Origin of the sequence: Maribacter dokdonensis DSW-8 (genome assembly GCF_001447995.1) — a bacterium.
Classification (GTDB): Bacteria; Bacteroidota; Bacteroidia; order Flavobacteriales; family Flavobacteriaceae; genus Maribacter; species Maribacter dokdonensis.
This window is the reverse complement of the sequence record NZ_LDPE01000001.1, coordinates 2,023,449-2,043,891: the sequence shown is the minus strand read 5'-3', so window position 1 is coordinate 2,043,891 and position 20,443 is coordinate 2,023,449. Positions and strand designations below refer to the sequence as shown.

16 protein-coding genes and 1 tRNA gene are annotated in these 20,443 nt (G+C 34.5%); 2 read left to right on the top strand and 15 right to left on the bottom strand.

Annotated features, from left to right (window positions below):
- Positions 1-11: 11 nt before the first annotated feature.
- The 9 genes from I600_RS08875 to I600_RS08835 all read right to left on the bottom strand — a co-directional run bounded on the left by I600_RS08875 (position 12) and on the right by I600_RS08835 (position 11,955).
- Positions 12-1,313 (bottom strand): hypothetical protein, encoded by a 1,302-nt coding sequence (locus I600_RS08875; RefSeq protein WP_245188862.1) that lies wholly within the window; start codon positions 1,311-1,313, stop codon positions 12-14.
- Positions 1,314-1,319: 6 nt separating this feature from the next.
- Positions 1,320-2,561: a glycosyltransferase family 4 protein gene (locus I600_RS08870; RefSeq protein ID WP_058104075.1), complete on the bottom strand. Its 1,242-nt coding sequence runs from the start codon at positions 2,559-2,561 to the stop codon at positions 1,320-1,322.
- Positions 2,562-2,736: 175 nt separating this feature from the next.
- Positions 2,737-3,321 (bottom strand): acyltransferase, encoded by a 585-nt coding sequence (locus I600_RS08865; RefSeq protein WP_058104074.1) that lies wholly within the window; start codon positions 3,319-3,321, stop codon positions 2,737-2,739.
- A gap of 548 nt (positions 3,322-3,869) precedes the next feature.
- Positions 3,870-4,838: a glycosyltransferase family 2 protein gene (locus tag I600_RS08860; RefSeq protein ID WP_058104073.1), complete on the bottom strand. Its 969-nt coding sequence runs from the start codon at positions 4,836-4,838 to the stop codon at positions 3,870-3,872.
- 11 nt (positions 4,839-4,849) lie between these two features.
- Positions 4,850-6,181, bottom strand: a complete 1,332-nt coding sequence (locus tag I600_RS08855) for a lipopolysaccharide biosynthesis protein (RefSeq protein WP_157490856.1) — start codon at positions 6,179-6,181, stop codon at positions 4,850-4,852.
- 49 nt (positions 6,182-6,230) lie between these two features.
- Positions 6,231-8,534 carry a GumC family protein gene (locus tag I600_RS08850; RefSeq protein ID WP_058104071.1) on the bottom strand — a complete coding sequence of 768 codons (2,304 nt, stop codon included), beginning with the start codon at positions 8,532-8,534 and terminating at the stop codon, positions 6,231-6,233.
- A gap of 107 nt (positions 8,535-8,641) precedes the next feature.
- A complete protein-coding gene (locus tag I600_RS08845; protein WP_058104070.1) occupies positions 8,642-9,424 on the bottom strand; it encodes a polysaccharide biosynthesis/export family protein in 783 nt (260 codons plus the stop codon).
- A gap of 131 nt (positions 9,425-9,555) precedes the next feature.
- Positions 9,556-10,902, bottom strand: a complete 1,347-nt coding sequence (locus tag I600_RS08840) for an undecaprenyl-phosphate glucose phosphotransferase (RefSeq protein ID WP_058104069.1) — start codon at positions 10,900-10,902, stop codon at positions 9,556-9,558.
- 573 nt (positions 10,903-11,475) lie between these two features.
- Positions 11,476-11,955, bottom strand: coding sequence for a UpxY family transcription antiterminator (locus I600_RS08835; protein ID WP_058104068.1), 480 nt, complete (start codon positions 11,953-11,955; stop codon positions 11,476-11,478).
- 241 nt (positions 11,956-12,196) lie between these two features.
- Here I600_RS08835 and I600_RS08830 point away from each other — a divergent pair, with 241 nt between their 5' ends.
- Positions 12,197-12,463 (top strand): hypothetical protein, encoded by a 267-nt coding sequence (locus I600_RS08830; protein WP_058104067.1) that lies wholly within the window; start codon positions 12,197-12,199, stop codon positions 12,461-12,463.
- A gap of 171 nt (positions 12,464-12,634) precedes the next feature.
- Here the strand turns inward: I600_RS08830 and I600_RS08825 are convergent, their stop codons facing one another.
- The 6 genes from I600_RS08825 to dnaE form a co-directional block, all read right to left on the bottom strand.
- Positions 12,635-12,898, bottom strand: coding sequence for a GIY-YIG nuclease family protein (locus I600_RS08825; protein WP_058104066.1), 264 nt, complete (start codon positions 12,896-12,898; stop codon positions 12,635-12,637).
- 138 nt (positions 12,899-13,036) lie between these two features.
- A complete protein-coding gene (locus tag I600_RS08820) occupies positions 13,037-13,300 on the bottom strand; it encodes a GIY-YIG nuclease family protein (protein ID WP_058104065.1) in 264 nt (87 codons plus the stop codon).
- A gap of 56 nt (positions 13,301-13,356) precedes the next feature.
- Positions 13,357-13,430: transfer RNA gene (locus tag I600_RS08815), tRNA-Asp, on the bottom strand.
- Positions 13,431-13,502: 72 nt separating this feature from the next.
- Complete coding sequence (locus I600_RS08810; protein ID WP_058104064.1) at positions 13,503-14,432, bottom strand: DUF58 domain-containing protein; 930 nt, start codon at positions 14,430-14,432, stop codon at positions 13,503-13,505.
- A 123-nt stretch (positions 14,433-14,555) separates the two neighbouring features.
- Positions 14,556-14,873: a thioredoxin gene (trxA, locus tag I600_RS08805; protein WP_027065108.1), complete on the bottom strand. Its 318-nt coding sequence runs from the start codon at positions 14,871-14,873 to the stop codon at positions 14,556-14,558.
- 212 nt (positions 14,874-15,085) lie between these two features.
- Positions 15,086-19,522 carry a DNA polymerase III subunit alpha gene (gene dnaE, locus I600_RS08800; RefSeq protein ID WP_058104063.1) on the bottom strand — a complete coding sequence of 1,479 codons (4,437 nt, stop codon included), beginning with the start codon at positions 19,520-19,522 and terminating at the stop codon, positions 15,086-15,088.
- Positions 19,523-19,876: 354 nt separating this feature from the next.
- Between dnaE and I600_RS08795 the strand changes: the two genes are divergently transcribed.
- Positions 19,877-20,440 carry a 30S ribosomal protein S16 gene (locus I600_RS08795; RefSeq protein WP_058104062.1) on the top strand — a complete coding sequence of 188 codons (564 nt, stop codon included), beginning with the start codon at positions 19,877-19,879 and terminating at the stop codon, positions 20,438-20,440.
- Positions 20,441-20,443 lie beyond the last annotated feature (3 nt).

The window sequence follows — 20,443 nt, the reverse complement described above, 5'->3', positions numbered from 1 at the left end:
ATTAAAACTGTTCAATTGATTTTGGTGTTAAATGAAGCTATTAAAATGCCAGTAACAAAAATGGCGAAACCTAAACTTGTGGGTTGTGACCATTGCCCTTGAGGAACTATGAGAATAATAAAGCTAGATAATAAAAATGGAATAAAATTTAAATTTTTTACGGCTTTAAAACTTTGCAAGCTTAAATTAAATGTTAGTATTAATCTTGTAAAAATAACTGCTACTCCAAGAAAAATACCCATTTCGCCAATGGTACGTGCCCATTCATCTTCAGCGATTAAAAATGTACGACCACCTGTTAAAAGTTGACTGCCTGCATTAGTACCCATGCCCATACCGTGCCCAAAAAAAGGAATACCTTGGGTATCTGTTACAGCTCCAATCAATAAACCCAAGTATCTGTCAATTAAAGTACCCTCTAAACCTCCTTCGCTTTCACTAGCATTGGTAAATCTTGATGTAAAGGCTTCGGTGGCATCACCCATAAATTCTAGGTTAGATACAATAAAACCAATAACCAAAATACTAGTAATAAAAATCAATAACTTTCTTAAAAAATTTGGTCTAAAATATGAAGCAAAAAAATAAAATATCAGCGAGATAACTACAGAAAACAATAAAGTTCTACTTATAGATATGGGTATGGCAATTAATACACATATGGTGGCTAAGACCAATAATAATTTGTTGATTGTTTTAGGCATTAGCCAGAAGATAAAAACAAAGCATGCTAAAAAATGATAAAATAAACTAGTACCATTAGTAAAAGAAAAAGTTCCCGGAGGTCTATAATAACCCAAAGCACCAGAAAATCCAGCACCTTCCAAATCACCACCAACCCCTCTATTTACCCATGCAGATTGAGGACTATAAAATTGGAGTACTATTAAAATTGTCATAGGAATAGATATCCAAAGTAAAAGTTTGCCAACTTTAATAACATCTTCCTTAGAAAAAACAGACCCTATGACAAAAATAAACGGAAACTGAATTAGTAATATTCTAGCTCCATAAACAGTTACAACAATATTTTGATGACCAGTAAAAAAGGTAGCAATTACACTTAATATTGTAATAGCACTCATAGTAATGATATACCCATTTACTTTTGAAATATTTGCTTTCCATGCAAAAAATAGCATTACAATAGCTAGTGGGTCTCTTATAATTAATAACAAATCTGAGAGCCCTGGTAGTACCCATTTTCGTAGCGCGCCTTCAAAAATCAGTAAAAAGAAGTACAGCCATATGCCTCTTTTCAACCAAACTAAGGTATAGTTTTCAGTGTCTATTTTTTGAGATAATCGGATCAAAATAATTTACTTTAATTTGGTCAAAGTATTTGCTACTTCTTTTGAATACTTAAACCATGGTCTTGCCTCTGCCGTTTTTATAGCTTCTTTTGCAACAACTGTAATTTGTTCGGGGTTCTGAATTAATTCTTGTAGCATATCAATTAAGCCGTCGGTGTCGCCAGGTTGTACTAGCCATCCGTTTTTACCATGTTCTATTAAATCTCCACCAGCCGTGTTTATGGTAGTTATAACCGGTAAACCTTGTGACATGGCCTCAGTTATTACCATACCAAAACCTTCAAAAAGTGATGGGAATACAAAAACATCATTTTGCCCCATTAATTCCAAAACTTTTTGGAAAGGTAGACTGGAAATATAATTATGTTTTTTAAGCTCTTTATTTAATACTTCGCAATTTTCGTTAAGCTTTCTACCTACGATTGTTAATTCTATTTGATTTTTAAATTTGTTTACTGCTGTAAATAAATTTGCAATTCCTTTTCGTTGAGATAGTCCACCTACAAATAAAAGGCGAATCTTACTATTAGGTGAAATGTTTTTGAATTGTTTGTTGGTTTTAATTTCGGGAAAGCCAAAAGGTATTACTTTAATTTGTTTTAATTCTCCAGGATACTCTTTTAATGAGTTAGCGGTAAAAGTACTAGCGGCAAATACGCAATCCGCTAATTGTAATTCGTTATCCTTATTTAATAACTTTTCTTCTGAGTCATTTAGGCCAGGTATAGTGGCTTCCCATTCCGGCCATAATTCACGTTCTTTTTGTAGTATACGATGTGCAACTCGCCAATAGCCTATAGGTTGATCATACATACATTTTACACCCAATTCTTTTGCTCTCAAAAATGAATGGTATGCACCATCTTCATAGGCATAAAGTGCAGTGGCACCTTTATTTTGTTCTATCAATAGTTGTTTAGCTACCATTTTGTCAAAATATTGATACGCACTATATATAGAAAATTTAGATTTTTCTTCAGCAGTAAAGCTGTTCATTCCAATTTTTGGCAACACCATACGCATTAGTTCTTTATATGGATAAGTATGCGTCATATTTTGAAGTTCACTTGCAAACTGCCTTTTTTTTAATTCTGAAAAAGGTTTTAGTCCACTTAACCTATCTAAAGAATCGTTTGGGAAAGTTGCTACAGAGGTGTAAAAGCTTTGTAGTTGATTAGCTTTATAAAGACCTTTTAACATAGCTCTGTTGACTTGGTTACTTGTAGGGTGTGAGACAATTATTTTCATTTATGCTTTAATAATAAAGGTATTTTGCTTGTTAGTTTAGTTTTTATTTAAAAACTATAAAAATGATATTGGTCAATTTTTTACTTTTTTAAATCTCTTTTAGTTTACTTAAAAAAGTTAACTCAACTTTATTTGAAAAGTAGCCTTGGGTTACAGATGTATTTAATTGTATTAATTATAAAGGTCTTACTCCAATTTTTCTTGCTGGAACTCCGCCCCAAATTTCATATTTTGGTATGGATTTATTAACAACTGCACCGGCTGCAACTATGGCCCCATTACCAATTTGAACCCCTTTTAAAACTACAACGTTACAACCTAGCCATACATCTTCACCAATTTTTATAGTAGCTTCTTTTCCAGTTCTTGAAATATTCATAAGGACTGATCTAGTGTCGTAACCGTGATCATGATCAATGAATCTAGAACCTGAGGCTATCAAACAATTTTTTCCAATTTTAATTCCTTTAGTTATATTAAATTCCGTGCCTGAACCTATGAAAGTATTGTCTTCAATTTGGATAGCTTTACCAGGTTTCCAAATACCGTCAAATCTAAAATAAATGTGATGCTCAAGTTTACAATTTGCACCAATATACACTTGGTGTGGCCATGTTATAAAAATTTTCGGAAGATTTGTCCCTTTTTTAATGGTCATCCCTTTAGTTCTATAATAAATTTTTCTTAAAGACGAGGTAGCACTACTTATGAGTCTAAATTTAAAAACGAAGAATGATTTTTGGATAACTTTATTTTCCATATTCAAATTATTTAGTAGTCTTCTGTAATTAACAGTATGGTTTAGTTGTTTTATGTGATTACCAATTTTAAGTGGATATACTTTCCCAAATTTTAATATGGAGTATTGACTTTGTTACCGCTGCACCTACTAAGTATCTAAAATTTAATGAGTATGCATCATCTTCATTAGGTATATATAGCATTTGTCATACTTTTTGTTATTTAAGTATTTTATTTGCAGCTATTTTATCAAAATAATGGTAAAGGAAATAGAATGGGAACTATGATTGTTCAACTTTGGTTAATTGTTTTCATACTTGTTTTTGGCAACAAAAATTTTATGAACTCTTTTAAGTATGAGTAAAGTTCTAATTTTGCAAGTAACATTATAAATGTCTTTTGCTTAATACTGCTTATGGTCGGAATTTAGTTAGCTTGGCTAAATGATCATTTGTAAATACAGCTACAAAAGTGTAAAAATCCCATAACTGTTTCGCTTTATAAAGCTCAATTAAAAATAGCATTATTGGCTTGTTTACTTTTTGGATGTAAGACAATAACTTTCAGTTAAGTTATTTTTTTTTGGGTATTCTGTGTATAATAATTTCTTCTGCCTTTTACCAATCCTTTAACCATGTATTTGTAAAGACTAAAAGGAAATACTAGTGCTTTCATTTTTTTAGTTCTAGTTAACAGAATTAAAGACCAAACAATTCCTGGTTGTAATTTATTGCCAATGATTGTTTGTCTTATGGTAAATAAGAATATTTCAGATAATGGTCTATATTTTCCATAAACATATGATTTGTTAAATATTCTATTTTTCTCAATGGATTGAAAAAATATTTCACGATTATCATAACTAGGTCGTGGGGATGCAAAATGCAAAAGATAATTATCATTATCGTAAACTACGGTAAAGTTATTCTTTTGAATACTTTGACAGATATCAATTTCAGAGCATATTTCTGCACCTTTACTTTCTAACTGAGTATCTATTTCTAGTTTGCTAAAGGCTGATTTTCTGAATGACAGATTAACACCTTTTAAAACATCAACAACTGCAGGGGATTTTACTGAACCACAATGATGATTTCCTGATGCAGTTCCATTCGCAAGAAAAGTTCCTACTGTAATTGCAGGTGATGGGCTAGCTAAAGCTTTGTTTTCAGATTGTAAATGGTCTCTTCCGCCATAAGCTCCCATTTGTTTATTCTCTTTATAAGCTTTTTCAATTTTTTTGGACCAGTCTAGAGGTAACCAAACATCATCATCTAGTAAACAAATAATATCTCCTTCTACATTTCTAAGGGCTAAATTTAATGAGTGTATTAAACTTGGTTTTTTGGCTTTTAAAATTTTAACTTTATTGATATTAAATTCGAAATTGTCTACAGCTATAATAGTATCGGTATCACCAGGCCCAATGACAACAATCAATTCATCAACTGGTCTTACTTGATTCTGTAATGACATTAAAGCTCTAATAAAATCTTTAGTACGTTTATAGGTTGGTACAACTACAGAAATATTCATATTAACTTCGTTTATGAAAAACTTGTTATTTCTTTGAAATGTTTATAGCCAAATATAAAATTTGCAATATGCATTAAAAGCATTATTGTCATAGAAACAATCGACAGATATAGAGCACCTGTAACAGTACTCAAATCAAATACGATGATGCTTGTAATAATACCAATAATGCCAAGTGGTATTTCTAATAGTGGAGAATATTTAATCCATCCTTTTGAGCTGTTTAGTGCGCTAACAATTTGTACACCGAGTAATAATAAACTAGAAATAAATACCAAAAGTAATTCTTTATTTAACCCTTCATATTTTGATCCTAAAAGCCATAGTAATTGGTCTGAAAAAAGAACAACCATAATTATTACAAAAACGAAGAAGAATAAATAACTAATTAAGGTGAATAAGGTTATCTGTTTTAACCTTTGTTTTTTATTGCACCTACCAAATGTTGGTCCTAAAATATTGGTAATAAGTGCAACAATTACCAAAAAAACCATTGAATATCTTGTAATAGCCCCTAAGTCTGCTAAACTTGCCTTTGAGCCATAAATACCGATTATGAAAATAGAGATTTGGTCTTTGAAGGCAAAGAATATTGAATTGTGCCAATTTAATTTTATAAATTTTATTAATGTATTTCTATATTCAATATTTACATTAGGTGTTTCTATAAGCGAATTACTAATTAATAAACTAGCATTTTGTTTTTTCTTTAGGTAAATCAAGGATACCCACAGACCAATTACGGTAATGATCAAGATACTTTTGATAGTTAAATATTCTTTCCAAAAAAAAAATAAAACAAAAATGCCTATTATTCTTATACCTTGGCTAATGAGTGATTGTAATTGTACCGGAGCATATATTTTCTGTAGCCTTAAGCCTTCTGAATAAATTCCGATACTGGCATTTGGTATCACCATAAAAAGTAATGTGACAATAAAAAATAAACTGTCGTAAAATGGAACATTCTGTCTATTGAAAACTAAAAATGCATAAGTTCCAACAACCAAAAAGGCAAATAGAATTAAATATTTCCGAATTGAAAAAGTAGTTTTAATTAGATCAGCTAAAGCTTTATTTTGATTCCAAACCTGACCACCTATTTTTTTGAAACCAATCATTATACCAGAACCGGATATGACACTTAGCATCCCTAAAACGGCCATAAGTACAGTATAAATACCATATTCTGACTTTGGTAGAACCCTAACCATGAGAACACTTATACCCAGACCCATAAGTTGCAATAAAAATTGAGCTCCCAATACTTGACTGATAGCTTTTCTTAGTGGAGATGGAATGTATTTAGAAATTATCTCACTTATTTTTTTAAAAAAATTCAATATTTTGATTTATTTCGTTTGGATTTTTTATCAGTTAGTTTGCTTACTATTAACTTGATTTATTTCCATATCCATAAGTTTGACCGGCAGTGGTGTCATTTAGTAATACCATAGTATTACGGAGTTTGTTATTTTGATATATATTGTTCAATGATTTTAAATATTCGTTTTTTGTATAACTCTGCCTTACTACATAAATTGTACTATCGATATAAGAATTTAAGGCAAAACCGTCGGAAACTTTTCCGATAGGAGCGGTATCTATAACTATTCGATCGTATTTGGTTTTAAGTTCTTTGAACAAAACTTCTATTCGTTCATTTAAGATTAATTTACCCACTTCAATCATTGGAATTCCAGATCCAATTAGACTTAAATTATCAATATCGGTAGGGGTTTGTATGATTTCATCTATAGTCATTCCTTTTTTTACGATAAAATCGGTTATACCTGGTTTCTCTGTTAGTCCAAATAATGGCATTAAGCTTGGTTCTCGTAAATCAAAGGAAAGTAGGATAACTTTTTCGCCTGCGGCAGCTAAAGAAATGGCTAAATTGGCAGATACGAAACTTTTACCTTCCCCTTTAACGGATGAGGTGACCATTAAGGTTTGATTCTTGTCATTCTTTTTTAAATATTCTAAATTGAAACGAAGTAAACGAAATAGTTCTGCGGTAGCGGTACGTTCTCTTTCCGTTGCAACTAGGTTGTTTTTTGATTTGTTTTTAGAAATCTCACCAAGAACTGGTGCTAAAGATAATTTTGTTAATTGATCTAAGGAGCTCACTTTATTATCTAACATTTCCTTAGTGAAGACAATACAGAAAGGCAAGAACAACCCTAGTAGGATACCACCTAGGTATAAGGAAATTTTATTTGGACTTATTGGATATAAACTAGCTTTAGGTAAACTTACAATACGGGTAGAAGAGACTGGAGCTGCCATGGATAGTATTTCTTCTTCACGTTTTTGCAAAAGATATAGAAAAAGACCTTCTTTGGTACTTTGCTCCCTACTAATATCTGATAATTTGCGTTCCATAGAAGGAACCCTTGCTATTTGAGCTTGATACTTATTTGCGTTAGATTGTAAATTGCGTTGAGCAATTACTAGTCCGTTTTTAGTGCTTCGTACGTTTTGTAATATGGAAGTACGTAAATTGTTAAGAGTGGAGTCTAAATCTACAATGACTGGGTTACTGGAAGGAGTTGTTTGTGATAATCGCTTCTTCTCTATCAATGCTTCATTGTAATTATTGACCATATTGCTTAATACCCCATCATTCATGGCAACAGAACTGCTAATTGATGCATCTCCACTATTAGTATTTAATGATTCTTCAACATAAACTAAAACATTGATCTGCGATTGATATTCTGAGATTCTATTTTTATAATCGTTGGCCTGGCCTATATAACTATTCGCATTACTAGCAACATCTGTAATTACATTTCTAGATTTGAAATTTTCGACATTGCTTTCAACACCGTCTATTTCACTTGAGAGTTTTGTTAAGCGGTCATCAATCATCTGAATGGTATTTTCAGCAATCTCATTTTCATATTTAATTGTTTCTTCTACATAGGTTTCGATTAAGCCAGCAACAATGTCTTCTCCTTTTTGTCTGGAAGAACTTAGAAAGTTAATATTTAGCAAATTGCCTCCTTTGTTTGATGGAGCAATACCTAATCTTCCTAAAAAATCAATGACTAATCGGTCTTTATTTTTTATCAAAAAATATACAGGTTTGCCATCTTCTATAAAGGTGGTATTTTCTTTTTTGGTTATAGTCACTGTACCAAAAGATTCTGATACTAAATCTCCAAAATTATGTACAGATTTTATGGTTTTCTCTTGAAACTCAGTTTTTAGTTCATAAGTGTCTTCTGTAAGAGTTTTAATATAAATAGGAAGATCAAAAGCTAGGTTGTCTGATGTTTCATCTACCAGAATATTAACAGGTACATCAGCTCCATAAATCTCTATATCACGTATTTTTCCTTCCAGAAAATAGGCAACATTCAGATTTAATTTAGAAATGACTTTTTCCATTATACCCGAAGACCTTAATATACCCATTTCATCATCAATGCTGTGTGATGTTTTAATTAGCCCTAGGTTATTAAATCCTTGGTTTTCATTTACGCTTTGGCCAGTTGTGGTTTCTTTTATGAATATAGTGCTTAAGATGGCATATTCGGTATCTGCTTTATAACGAATGTATAGGAAAACACTTGTTATACATATTGCAATACAAATTGCAAATAAGGGCCAATATTTTAAATATTTTTTTAAAATATCGGCAACATTATTATCATTCGAGCCAAATAGCTCATTTTTTGATTCATTCATATGTATTAAAATAAAGGCTTATGAAATAATGGGATTAAATATTTCAGCTAATTACAAGATTTATGGTAGATATAACTATATACAAAAGCTAATACCTACTTATTAATCTACCTATTTATATTCAATAAGATTAATGATGCAGCAGATATGACTCCTAATACTAGACTTATATTCGACCGGGTTAAGCTAGATTGATCTTTTCTTGCTTTGACGGGTTCAACATAAACGATATCATTAGGTTTTAAATAAAAATTAGGGGAGTCTAATATAGCTTTATCATTTAAATCTAAATGAGAAACCGTACGTACACCATTAGACTCGTTAATTACCATTACATTTTCGCGCTTACCGTAAATCGTTAGATCACCAGCCATACTTAGTGCTTCTATTAAATTGATTCGTTCTGATGGTACCAAAAAAGTACTTGGATTTTTAACTTCACCAACAACTGTAACTTTATAATTTAAATAACGAATAGAAACAATAGGATTTCCTAGATAATTAGTTAAAAGGTTGGTTATACTTATTTTTGCGTTTGCTTTAGTTTGACCGCCAATTTTTATTCTTCCTATCACTGGGAAATCAATAATCCCGTTTTGGTCCACTAAATATCCATCTTGTACGTTTGAAGATGCGTTTTCATTGTTCTCTTCTTTAAAATTGATTTTATTAAAAGGTGCAGCAGCGATAGGATTATTATCACTTACCGTAATCTGTAAAAGATCCCCCGGTTGAATAATTGGCTGGGTTGTTATAAGAGTAATATCTTCCGTAAGTAGTTTTTCATCACCATAATTACTGAAGTACCCTAAATTTCTTTTAGAGCAGGAAAATGTTAAGGGAAGTAAAAGGAGAATTAAAAATCTATTTAAAAATACTTTATTGTTCATAGTGTTCAAGATTATATGCTAAAAGTAAGGATATGGCTCGTAATTTTTTTATGTAAATTCAAAAATAATATTATTCGTTAAAGAGCAATTTGTTAATGCTTATAAGTACTAGTTAAATGGTGGAAATTATTTTAATACGCTTTTTCTTCATTAGTAAAAATATTAGTAAATGTTAGTACAATTATTTGAATATCAAGAAGAATGGACCATTTTTCCATGTAGAAAATATCATAGCGAACTCGGTTTACAATGTCCGATTTACGTATGATTTCCCCTCTATATCCTTTTACCTGAGCCAAGCCTGTTATCCCTGGTTTTAAGAAGTGACGTACCAAGTATTTCTCAACAGATGTTTCATACTGTTTAGTATGTACTTCCATATGCGGTCTTGGTCCTACAATACTCATATCACCCTTTAATACATTGAAGAACTGTGGTAATTCATCTATACTGGTTTTACGTAGTATTTTGCCAAGTTTGGTTACACGCATATCATTTTTTGTAGCCATTTTGGTGTCACTATCATCACTTTTGGTCATGGATCTAAATTTGTAGCACCAAAATGTATTTTTATTGACCCCATGACGCTTTTGTTTAAAAAATAAAGGTCCTTTGGAATCTAACTTCATTAATATATACACCAAAGGTGTTAGCCAAGAGAGAACAAAAATTATGACCATTAAAGAAAAGATGATGTCAAATATGCGTTTTATTAAATTGGAATATTCTAAGTCTAATGGTGAGGCCCTTAAGTTTAACACGGGTACAGAGTCATACAATTCGATGGACATAGCTCTTGAAAAAAGCTCCTTGTTATCTGGAATGATCTTAAGCTTCTTTAAACTGTTGTCGGCAATATTCATTAAGTGCTTTATCTCGTCTTTTGACAAACGTGATGCCATGCAATACACTTCTTCAACATTGTTCTTAAAGATATATTCATAACTACTTTCAATGTTGCCTAAATAGGTAGGACTGTTTGATTTAGAATTGTCAAAATAACCCATATACCGATACCCATATTTTGGGATATCAAAAATGTGACGAATTTTTTTAAGGTTTTTATCCCTACCGATAACAACCGCTCTGGTATGAACATATTCTTTTGTTCTGACAAGATTTCTTGCCCAGTAAAAGAACAATCTAAACAGCAAAAGCAATAAACATATAACCACATATACCATGAGCAGATGTTGCCAAGAGTAAGGATGCGGAGTCAAAAATGTAAAAGAGGTAAAATAAGCAAGGCCAAAAACTATAATTAGCTTAAAAAAATTTTTAAAATTAACATTAAAACCCTCCCTTCTTGCTGTAGGATAAAAATCTAGACTATAGGTGGCAATAAACCAAGCCAGATTATAAAATAGAATACTAAATGCATTTAGATAGGTGTAGGGGGTAAGTACATATGAAGTAATATTTATAATTAATATATGTGCTATGAACGAAAGTGGTATAACAAAAAATGACTTTTTCAATTTGCTGGAGATAAAGATTGATTAAGGACGTTAAGCTTGTGGCTATTGTAGCCTTTAATGAAAAAATTGGAATGAATTCTATTAACTACAGCGTGCAAAAGTGATGTAAGATTCGTTACTAAGAAAATGCCTGATTTTTAAAATAGGGTATAGCGCTCCGCATTGTCAGCCCCATTTTCTAGAACCAACCGTAGGTTTGTATTTTAAAAACGAAGTATACCTAATACTTCATTAAACTTTTACGGGGGAGTAAAATGTAGGAACAAACTTAAGTAGCATAAAGTAACATTCCAAAAAATATCGATAACCAAATGGTTAATTGTGAAATAGAAATTTTAGATCTCTATTTACAAGTACTTTGGTATAATTTCACAATTATTATTATGAATTTATAAGTGTGATTTTTTAAAATGATAAGAATAGAATAATTCTACTATGTTATGATGTATTTAGTTTAGAACAAAGGGTAGGAAGTATGAAAATATGACATGGCTAAGCACAAATATGTCTTTGGTAATTGGAACAAGCTAGATACATAGGTATGGAGCTAAAGCAGAAGGTAGTGAAGAAAAATTATGCCAAATCCCTAATTTTCATATTAAGTACAACACCCATACCTTCTAGAACCAATCTTACACGTTTTTTACCTACTTCTATAACTTCGGCTTTTTGATCCTTTAACGCCCCATATTTAATGGCAACCTTATCACCAGATTCTAGTTTACATAAACTGTAGTTTTCTACCGTATCATTAGATAACCAGTTTTTTAAAGCTTCCATTTCAGTATTGCGCACTATGGCTGGTTTGCCTAACCAGTACAAGTACCGTACAACACCAGGAACGTTAAACACCTTCTGTCTGTCCGATTCTGCAATTTGTACAAAAACGTAAGATTTGAATAAAGGGACTTCAATGGTCTTTTTACGGTCGCTCCATTGCTTTACTTCCTTTATCATTGGGCAGTAGACTTCAATTTGATGGCTCAATAATCTTTCTGCTACCTTTTTTTCATTCTTAGGTTTTACATAAAGTACATACCAGTTTTTCAACATAAATATAGATAATGGATTCTCTAATATGGTAACTATTTTTTTGCTTTTGTAGTATTTTGGATACCCTAAAATAAGAATTTTGCATTCATACGTGTATGGTTTGGCGTAAATGAGCTAATTATAGTTTTTTATAGTTAGAAGGTACTATTTGTTGTTATTAAAATAAGTAGGAAAAAGATTACTTTCAATTATACTATTTTGACATAAGCATCGTTTTATACGAAACCCCAAATCAATACCTATGACGTTTTTAAGCCTATTCAAATCTGTGGTCTCTAAAGAAAATACCGTAGCATTATCTGAAACTGAAGTAACTAACGAGTTAAATCTATTGTTGAACGATTTAACTATTGAAAGTCAAAAAGATGAGGAATCTTATGGTGCATTTGTAAGTGATGAAAGGGTATCCGAGGTTTCTGAGCGAGAAAGGTTAATTGAAGAAAATCAGATACTATATGCTCAATTAATGAACGAGCGAATGCTAAGAACTAAGCGTAAGTTGATTTAATTTTTTCGCTTACTTATCTAAGACAATTCTATTATAATCTTGATTTATTAATGTATAAAAAAAGCTCTCAATTTCTTGAGAGCTTTTTGCGGTCTGGATCTCGGCTAGTCCGAGACAAGCGGTTACTCGAACCCGTGACCCTCTCGGCCGAGCCGGGACAGGTATTCCAAACTATCCTATAAGGTTGGTTTTTTGTTTGAAAAGCCAAAGTAGATATTGTCTATGTTGTCTTTTCAGCATTTTCTCTTTTATGAGCGCTTCTTTTTTAGAACCCAATTCTTCTACATAGACCAATTTCCACGGTCCTTTATTTTTGGTATAAGTAGTTTTGCCGGCGTTGTGTTGTTCTAATCTCCACAAGTAGTCCGTAGAATACCCTTTGTAGTAGACATCATGTGAAGGGGAATAAATAATATATACGTAGTGGCGAATCATACAACTTAGGAAAAGGCTTTAAACAAAAAAAGCTCTCAATTTCTTGAGAGCTTTTGCGGTCTGGATCTCGGCTGGTCCGAGACAAGCGGTTACTCGAACCCGCGACCCTCCCGGCCGAGCCGGGACAGGTATTCCAAACTATCCTATAAGGTTGGTTTTTTGTTTGAAAAGCCAAAGTAGATATTGTCTATGTTGTCTTTTCAGCATTTTCTCTTTTATGAGCGCTTCTTTTTTAGAGCCCAATTCTTCTGCATAGACCAATTTCCACGGTCCTTTGTTTTTGGTATAAGATGTTTTGCCGGCGTTGTGTTGTTCTAATCTCCGCAAGTAGTCCGTAGAATACCCTTTGTAGTAGACATCATGTGAAGGGGAATAAATAATATATACGTAGTGGTGAATCATACAACTTAGGAAAAGGCTTTAAACAAAAAAAGCTCTCAATTTCTTGAGAGCTTTTGCGGTCTGGACGGGACTCGAACCCGCGACCCCCTGCGTGACAGGCAGGTATTCTAACCAACTGAACTACCAGACCGTGGCGTTTAGCGAGTGCAAATATACACCGCATTTTCAATTGCACAAACATTTTTCTTTATTTTTTTCCAAACTAGAGAAACTTATTTCTCTCCACAAGAAAAGTATTGAGCACTGTAGAGAAATCTCGGTGTATATCTATGTCCACATATTTAATTTTATATTGGGCACATTTCATTTTTATATCATTTAGGTAATTTGTAACCCGTTCATTATAAGCTTCTTTTATGTTGTCTGCATAAAGGTCTAAATGTTCTCCGGTTTCTACATCGACAAATCTCTTGGGGGTGTTTTCAAAATTGAAGAAGATTTCTCGCTGTTTGTCCATTGGGTGAAAAAGTACCACATCATGCTTATTATATTTTAAATGACGTAGCGCTTCAAACAATTCTGCATCGTTTTTTTCAGTCTGAAACATATCGGTAAACAAAAAAATGAGACTTCTACGCTTAATATTTTCTGCAATCTGATGTAAATAGGTGTACGTTTTGGTCTCCTTTGGTGGATTCTTTGCCATGCCCACACCACTTAACTGGGCTAAAAGCATCTGAAAATGACGTTCGCTGCCTTTTTCTGGGGCGTAATAGTTATAAGTATCGGAGTATATGCTAAGGCCAACAGCATCTCGTTGTCTTTTAAGTACGTTCATCAACGCTGCTATACTCAAGACGCTAAAACCAATTTTATTTAAGTTGTCTATACTTAAATTGTCTACCTCCGGATAATACATAGAAGTAGAGTTATCCAAGATCATGTGGCACCTTAAATTGGTCTCTTCCTCATATCTCTTGGTGTACAGCTTGTCTGTTTTGGCAAATAGTTTCCAATCTATATGCTTGGTGCTTTCGCCATTGTTATAGATTTTATGTTCCGCAAATTCCGCAGAAAACCCATGGAACGGACTGCGGTGTATTCCACTTATAAAGCCTTCTACAACTTGATTGGCAAGTAGCTCTAAGTTGGAGAATAACGACGATTTGTTTAATTCTGATTGTAGATTCACATTACTAAAGATAGTGAAGACGGCTGAACTATATAAATGGAAAGAATTAAAATTACAGCAAATAACAAGAGCCGGCATTTGCCGGCTCTCCTAACTTATTTTATTATAACGTGACACAGTTGCTTACAAAGCTGCGTCAATAGCGTCTGTGTACACTTTCTTAGGTGAAACACCTACTTGTCTACTTACTATCTCGCCGTCTTTAAAAACTAAAACTGTTGGTATATTACGTACACCATATTTTGCAGCAAACTCTTGATTTGCATCTACATCAACCTTACCAACAACAGCTTTGCCGTCATATTCAGTACTAACTTCGTCTATGATAGGACCTACCATACGACAAGGACCGCACCATGCTGCCCAAAAATCTACTACTACAGGTTTATCGCTTTTTAAAACTACCTCGTCAAAAGTAGCATCTGTTATTTCTAATGCCATTTTATTTACTTTTATTGATTATGCAAATTTAGTCAATTATTCTTCTGTTTCCTTACGTGCCAACAATTCGTTTTGCCTATACGTGTATCAAGCTAATTTATCAATTTTTAGGGCTATTTTCTTACATTTTACTGCTAAATAAAAGTTATAATTTGCGGTAAGGATGTTTGTAAAACGCATATTCTTAGCCTAATACTCCATAAATACATTATTTAGTTGAGCTTAAAATGAACGTCTTGTTGCTCTAAAAGTTGTAATAATTCGCTCGAAATCTGCACTTTTTGTCGTCTACTGTTCAAATTCACCTTAATTTTTTCTTCCATTTCGTAGACAATAAAATTAATGGCATGGTCTCCTTTATGGTTGTCAAAGGTGTCTTTTAAGGTCCTGACTTTTTCTTCTTTTAACTCGGCAATATTAAGTTTAATGGTCAGTTTTCTGGCATAGGTTTCCATGACCTCTTGTAATAACATAAAGCTATTGAATTGCATTCTTGGATCTCCTTTCTTTCCCGTATCCTTATTTGTCCATCCATCTCGTACATAGAGTTTTACATAAGCGAAGGAATTGATCATTAAGAAATGTCTGAATTTCAGGTATTCCTCACCAAATATTCTAAATTCAAAAGAGTCCGTATAATCTTCCATGGTAAACGCAGCCCAGCCTTTACCGTTTTTAGAAACCCTATGCTGTACATCTGTAATGACTCCTGCAAACGTAAGTTCTCTGTTTACATATGTTGGTAAATCATTTACACAGCCGACATTTGCGTTACAAAAAGCTTTGATTTCCGTTTTAAAATCGTCCAAAGGGTGTCCGGATATATAGATACCTACTACTTCCTTTTCTCGACGGAGTTTTTCCATGGTTCCCCATTCTTCACAAGGTGGTACAACGGGTTCTGGTATTTGTACTTCACTGGCGTCACCAAAAAGGCTTACCTGTGAAGAGTTTTCGTTTTCTTGATACTTGGCACCGTACTTAATGACTTTTTCAAGGAATGTAATGCCGTCACCTTCATCATGAAAATATTGTGCCCTATGTGTAGTGCCAAAAGAATCGAAGCCACCTGCAACGGCAAGGTTCTCAAATGCCTTTTTATTGGCTGCACGTAGGTCTATTCGCTTGGCAAAATCGAATACTGATTTATAAGGACCTACATCTTTTCTGTTTTCAACTATGGTTTCAACGGCACCACGACCAACGCCTTTTACTGCTCCCATACCAAAACGAACCGCACCGGCATCGTTTACGGCAAATTTGTAGTAAGATTCGTTTACGTCTGGTCCAAGTACATCTAAGCCCATACGCTTACATTCTTCCATGAAAAATGTAACCTGTTTAATATCGTTCATGTTGTTGCTCAGTACCGCCGCCATATATTCGGCAGGGTAGTGGGCTTTACAATATGCAGTTTGGTAGGCGATCCAGGCATAGCAAGTGGAGTGCGATTTGTTAAAGGCATAGGCTGCAAACGCTTCCCAGTCTTTCCAAATTTTTTCCAATTTATCTACGGCATGCCCTTTTGCTGAAGCTTGTTCAATGAACTTTGGCTTCATTTTATCTAGTACGTGCTTCTGTTTTTTACCCATTGCCTTACGCAATACATCGGCTTCACCTTTTGTAAAGTCTGCCAATTTTTGCGATAGGAGCATCACTTGCTCTTGGTAAACTGTAATACCATAAGTTTCCGCTAGGTATTCTTCACAAGCGTCAAGGTCATATACAATTTCTTCGGTACCGTGTTTACGTGCAATGAAACTTGGTATGTATTCCATTGGGCCAGGACGGTACAAGGCGTTCATAGCAATAAGATCGGCAAAAACCGTTGGTTTTAGGGATCTCATGTGTTTCTGCATTCCGGGAGATTCATATTGGAATACACCTACCGTTTCACCTCGTTGGAAAAGTTCATAGGTTTTTTCGTCATCCAGCGGAAAATTCTCCGGGTCTAGCTCAACACCATGTTTGGCTTTTACAATTTTAACGGTATCCTTAATTAAGGTCAACGTTTTTAGTCCCAAGAAATCCATTTTCAACAACCCTGCGCTTTCCACTACCGAGTTGTCAAATTGGGTACAGTACATTTCCGAATCTTTGGCAAGTGCCACGGGTACGAACTTGGTTATATCATCTGGTGTAATGATAACCCCACAGGCATGAATACCGGTGTTACGTACAGAGCCTTCCAATACGTATGCTTGGTTTAAGGTTTCAGATTCTAATCCGTCGCCTTCGGAAATGTTCAAAAGCTCGTTTATTTTCTCGAGTTCTTCACTGTTGAATTTGCTTCGGAGTACCTTTTCATCAACGCCGATAATTTTTTTCAGCTTGGACATGTTCGGGATCAATTTCGCCATACGGTCCGCATCACCTAGAGGTAGATCAAGCGCTCTTGCCGTATCTCGAATAGATGATTTCGCGGCCATGGTACCATAGGTAATAATCTGTGCCACCTGGTTAGATCCATACTTGTCAATTACATAGTCCATAACCCGACTTCGCCCTTCGTCGTCAAAGTCAATATCGATATCGGGCATACTTACACGATCCGGATTTAGGAAACGCTCAAAAAGTAAATCGTACTTAATAGGGTCTAAATTCGTAATCCATAAGCAATAGGCAACTGCAGATCCCGCAGCCGATCCACGACCCGGACCAACGGATACATCCATTTGCCTTGCCGCCCTTATGAAATCTTCCACGATCAAGAAATACCCTGGGTAGCCGGTCTTTTCAATTACCTTGAGTTCAAAGTCTAAACGTTCATCAATTTCGGGCGTAATCTCCCCATATCTCTTTTTAGCACCTTCATAGGTGATGTGTCTTAGAAATTTGTTCTCACCACGTTTGCCTCCATCTAATTTATCTTCTTCGAATTGAAACTCTTCTGGAATATCAAAAGCAGGTAACAGTACGTCACGTGCTAGAGTAAAGGTTTCTACCTTGTCTATAATTTCTTGAATATTGATGATGGCTTCAGGAATATCCTTAAAAAGCTCCTTCATCTCATCAGATGATTTAAAGTAGTATTCTTGGTTGGGCAAGCCATAGCGGTAACCACGACCACGACCTATGGGAGTTGATTGTTTTTCCCCATCTTTTACACATAAAAGAATATCATGCGCATGGGCATTTTCTTTCTCTGCATAATACGTGTTATTGGTAGCAACGAGCTTAACATTGTGCTTTTTTGCGAACTGTATTAAAACTTGGTTCACACGGTCTTCATCTTCTTGACCATGGCGCATAATTTCTATGTAGAGATCATCGCCAAAGGTTTCTTTCCACCAAAGCAATGCCTCTTCAGCCTGATTTTCACCTACGTTCAGTACTTTACTTGAAACTTCACCATATAAGTTACCGGTAAGTACCATGACGTCTTCCTTGTACTGCTCAACAATTTTCTTATCAATACGTGGTACGTAGTATTTACCGTCTACAAAGGCTATTGAAGACATTTTTGCCAAATTTAGATATCCTTTTTTGCTTTTGGCAAGCATGACTATTTGGTATCCATTGTCTTTTTGAGATTTGTTGGTATGGTCTTCACATACTTGAAATTCACAACCAATTATGGGTGTGATCTCCTGTTCTGGTTCGGGCAATTCCTCTAAAGGTTCTTGACCTTCTTCCAGCGTTCCGTTTTGGGTAGCCTCATAGCGCTTTTGATTGGCTTCGTTCCTGGATACTACTCCTTTATTGTGATTGAGTACGCCGTTGACGAAATGAAAGGCGCCCATCATATTCGCATGGTCCGTCATAGCTACTGCCGGCATTTTTGCCTTGGCGGCGGCGGCTACTAGATCCGGAACACTAATGGTGGACTGTAGAATAGAGAATTGCGTGTGGTTATGTAAATGCGCAAAACTTGCATTTTCTAATGTCGCAAGGTTTTCCTGTATTTCTTCTTGTGAAACTCCGCCCGTATCTTTTTCCCATAGGGCATCGGCAATTTTTTTCGATGCTTTTTTAAGGTTGATATGCTTAAGACCAATGAGTTGAATCTCTTGCGGATTAGCTTCGGAGAAATTCTTGAAATAATCGGGTTGAACGTCTAATTGTTCTTTGGTATATTGTTGCTTTCGTATAAGTTCTAGAAAACAACGTGTGGTAGCTTCAACATCGGCAGTTGCATTGTGTGCTTCACCAAATGGTTCGCCAAACAAAAACTCATGTAGTTCTGTCAATGTGGGTAATTTGAACTTACCGCCACGACCACCGGGTATTTGACATAGTTGTGCAGTGTGTTCTGTACAAGTATCTAAAACAGGAAGTTCTTGTAACGGATTTTCAACACCTAAACGGTGAAATTCCGCCCCCATGATATTCACATCGAATCCAACATTTTGCCCAACAATGAATTTTGTTTTGGACATAGCAATGTTGAATTTCTCTAAAACCTCTGCAAGAGATACACCTTGTTGCTCCGCAAGTTCTGTAGAAATACCGTGGATCTGTTCAGCATCATAGGGTATGTTGAATCCGTCTGGGCGCACCAAATAATCTTGATGTTCAATACAATTACCCATTTCATCATGCAACTGCCAAGCGATCTGTATACAACGGGGCCAGTTGTCCGTGTCAGTAATAGGGGCATTCCAATTTTTTGGAAGACCGGTGGTTTCGGTATCAAAAATAAGGTACATATCGTGTTTTCTGAGTGTTCAAAAGAGGTCAGAATTTTGACCTAAAAAGTGCCTATAAAATTACGAAAAAGGAGGTGTTGGTGAAAACGTAGTTGCTAAGAGTTATCAACGGGTGATTTTTTAGCTATTTTTATTTGGGCTATTCCTGATTTAAATAATTGAATTTGAGTGTTTTTAGAGCTTGAAAAGAATTTTGGGTTTGTTGATTCAAATAACTTTAAAACATTGTTGCCAATTCAGCATTTTGAATTATATTTGCACCCGCTTTCAGATGAGCTTTGCTTGTTGATGGCGAACGAGTTAAAAAACTAGAATTAATAATCAGGGGTCGGGCACCCTACAAATTAATGTGATATGCCAGTAAAAATTAGATTACAAAGACACGGTAAAAAAGGGAAGCCATTCTATTGGGTAGTTGCTGCAGATGCAAGAGCTAAAAGAGATGGTAAATTTTTGGAAAAATTAGGTATCTACAATCCTAATACAAACCCTGCAACTATTGAACTTGATGTTGATAGTTCTGTAAAGTGGTTACAAAACGGTGCACAACCAACGGATACTGCTAAAGCTATTCTTTCTTATAGAGGTGTGCTTTTAAAGCATCATTTATTAGGTGGTGTTCGTAAAGGAGCATTGACCGAAGAGCAAGCTGAAGAAAAATTCAATGCTTGGGTTACTGAAAAAGAAGCTGCAATTGCCGATAAAGTTGGTGGATTGGATAAAGCGAAAGCAGAAGCTAAAGCTGCTGCATTAAAGGCTGAGAAAGAAGTAAACGATAAGCGTGCTGCTGAAGCTGCCGCTGCTGCTTTGCCAGAGACTCCAGAAGGTGAAGACGCTGAAGCAGAAGTTGAAGCTGTTGAAGCTGCTGGTGAGCCAGAACAGGCTACTGAAGCTCCTGCTGAAGACGATAAAGCATAATTT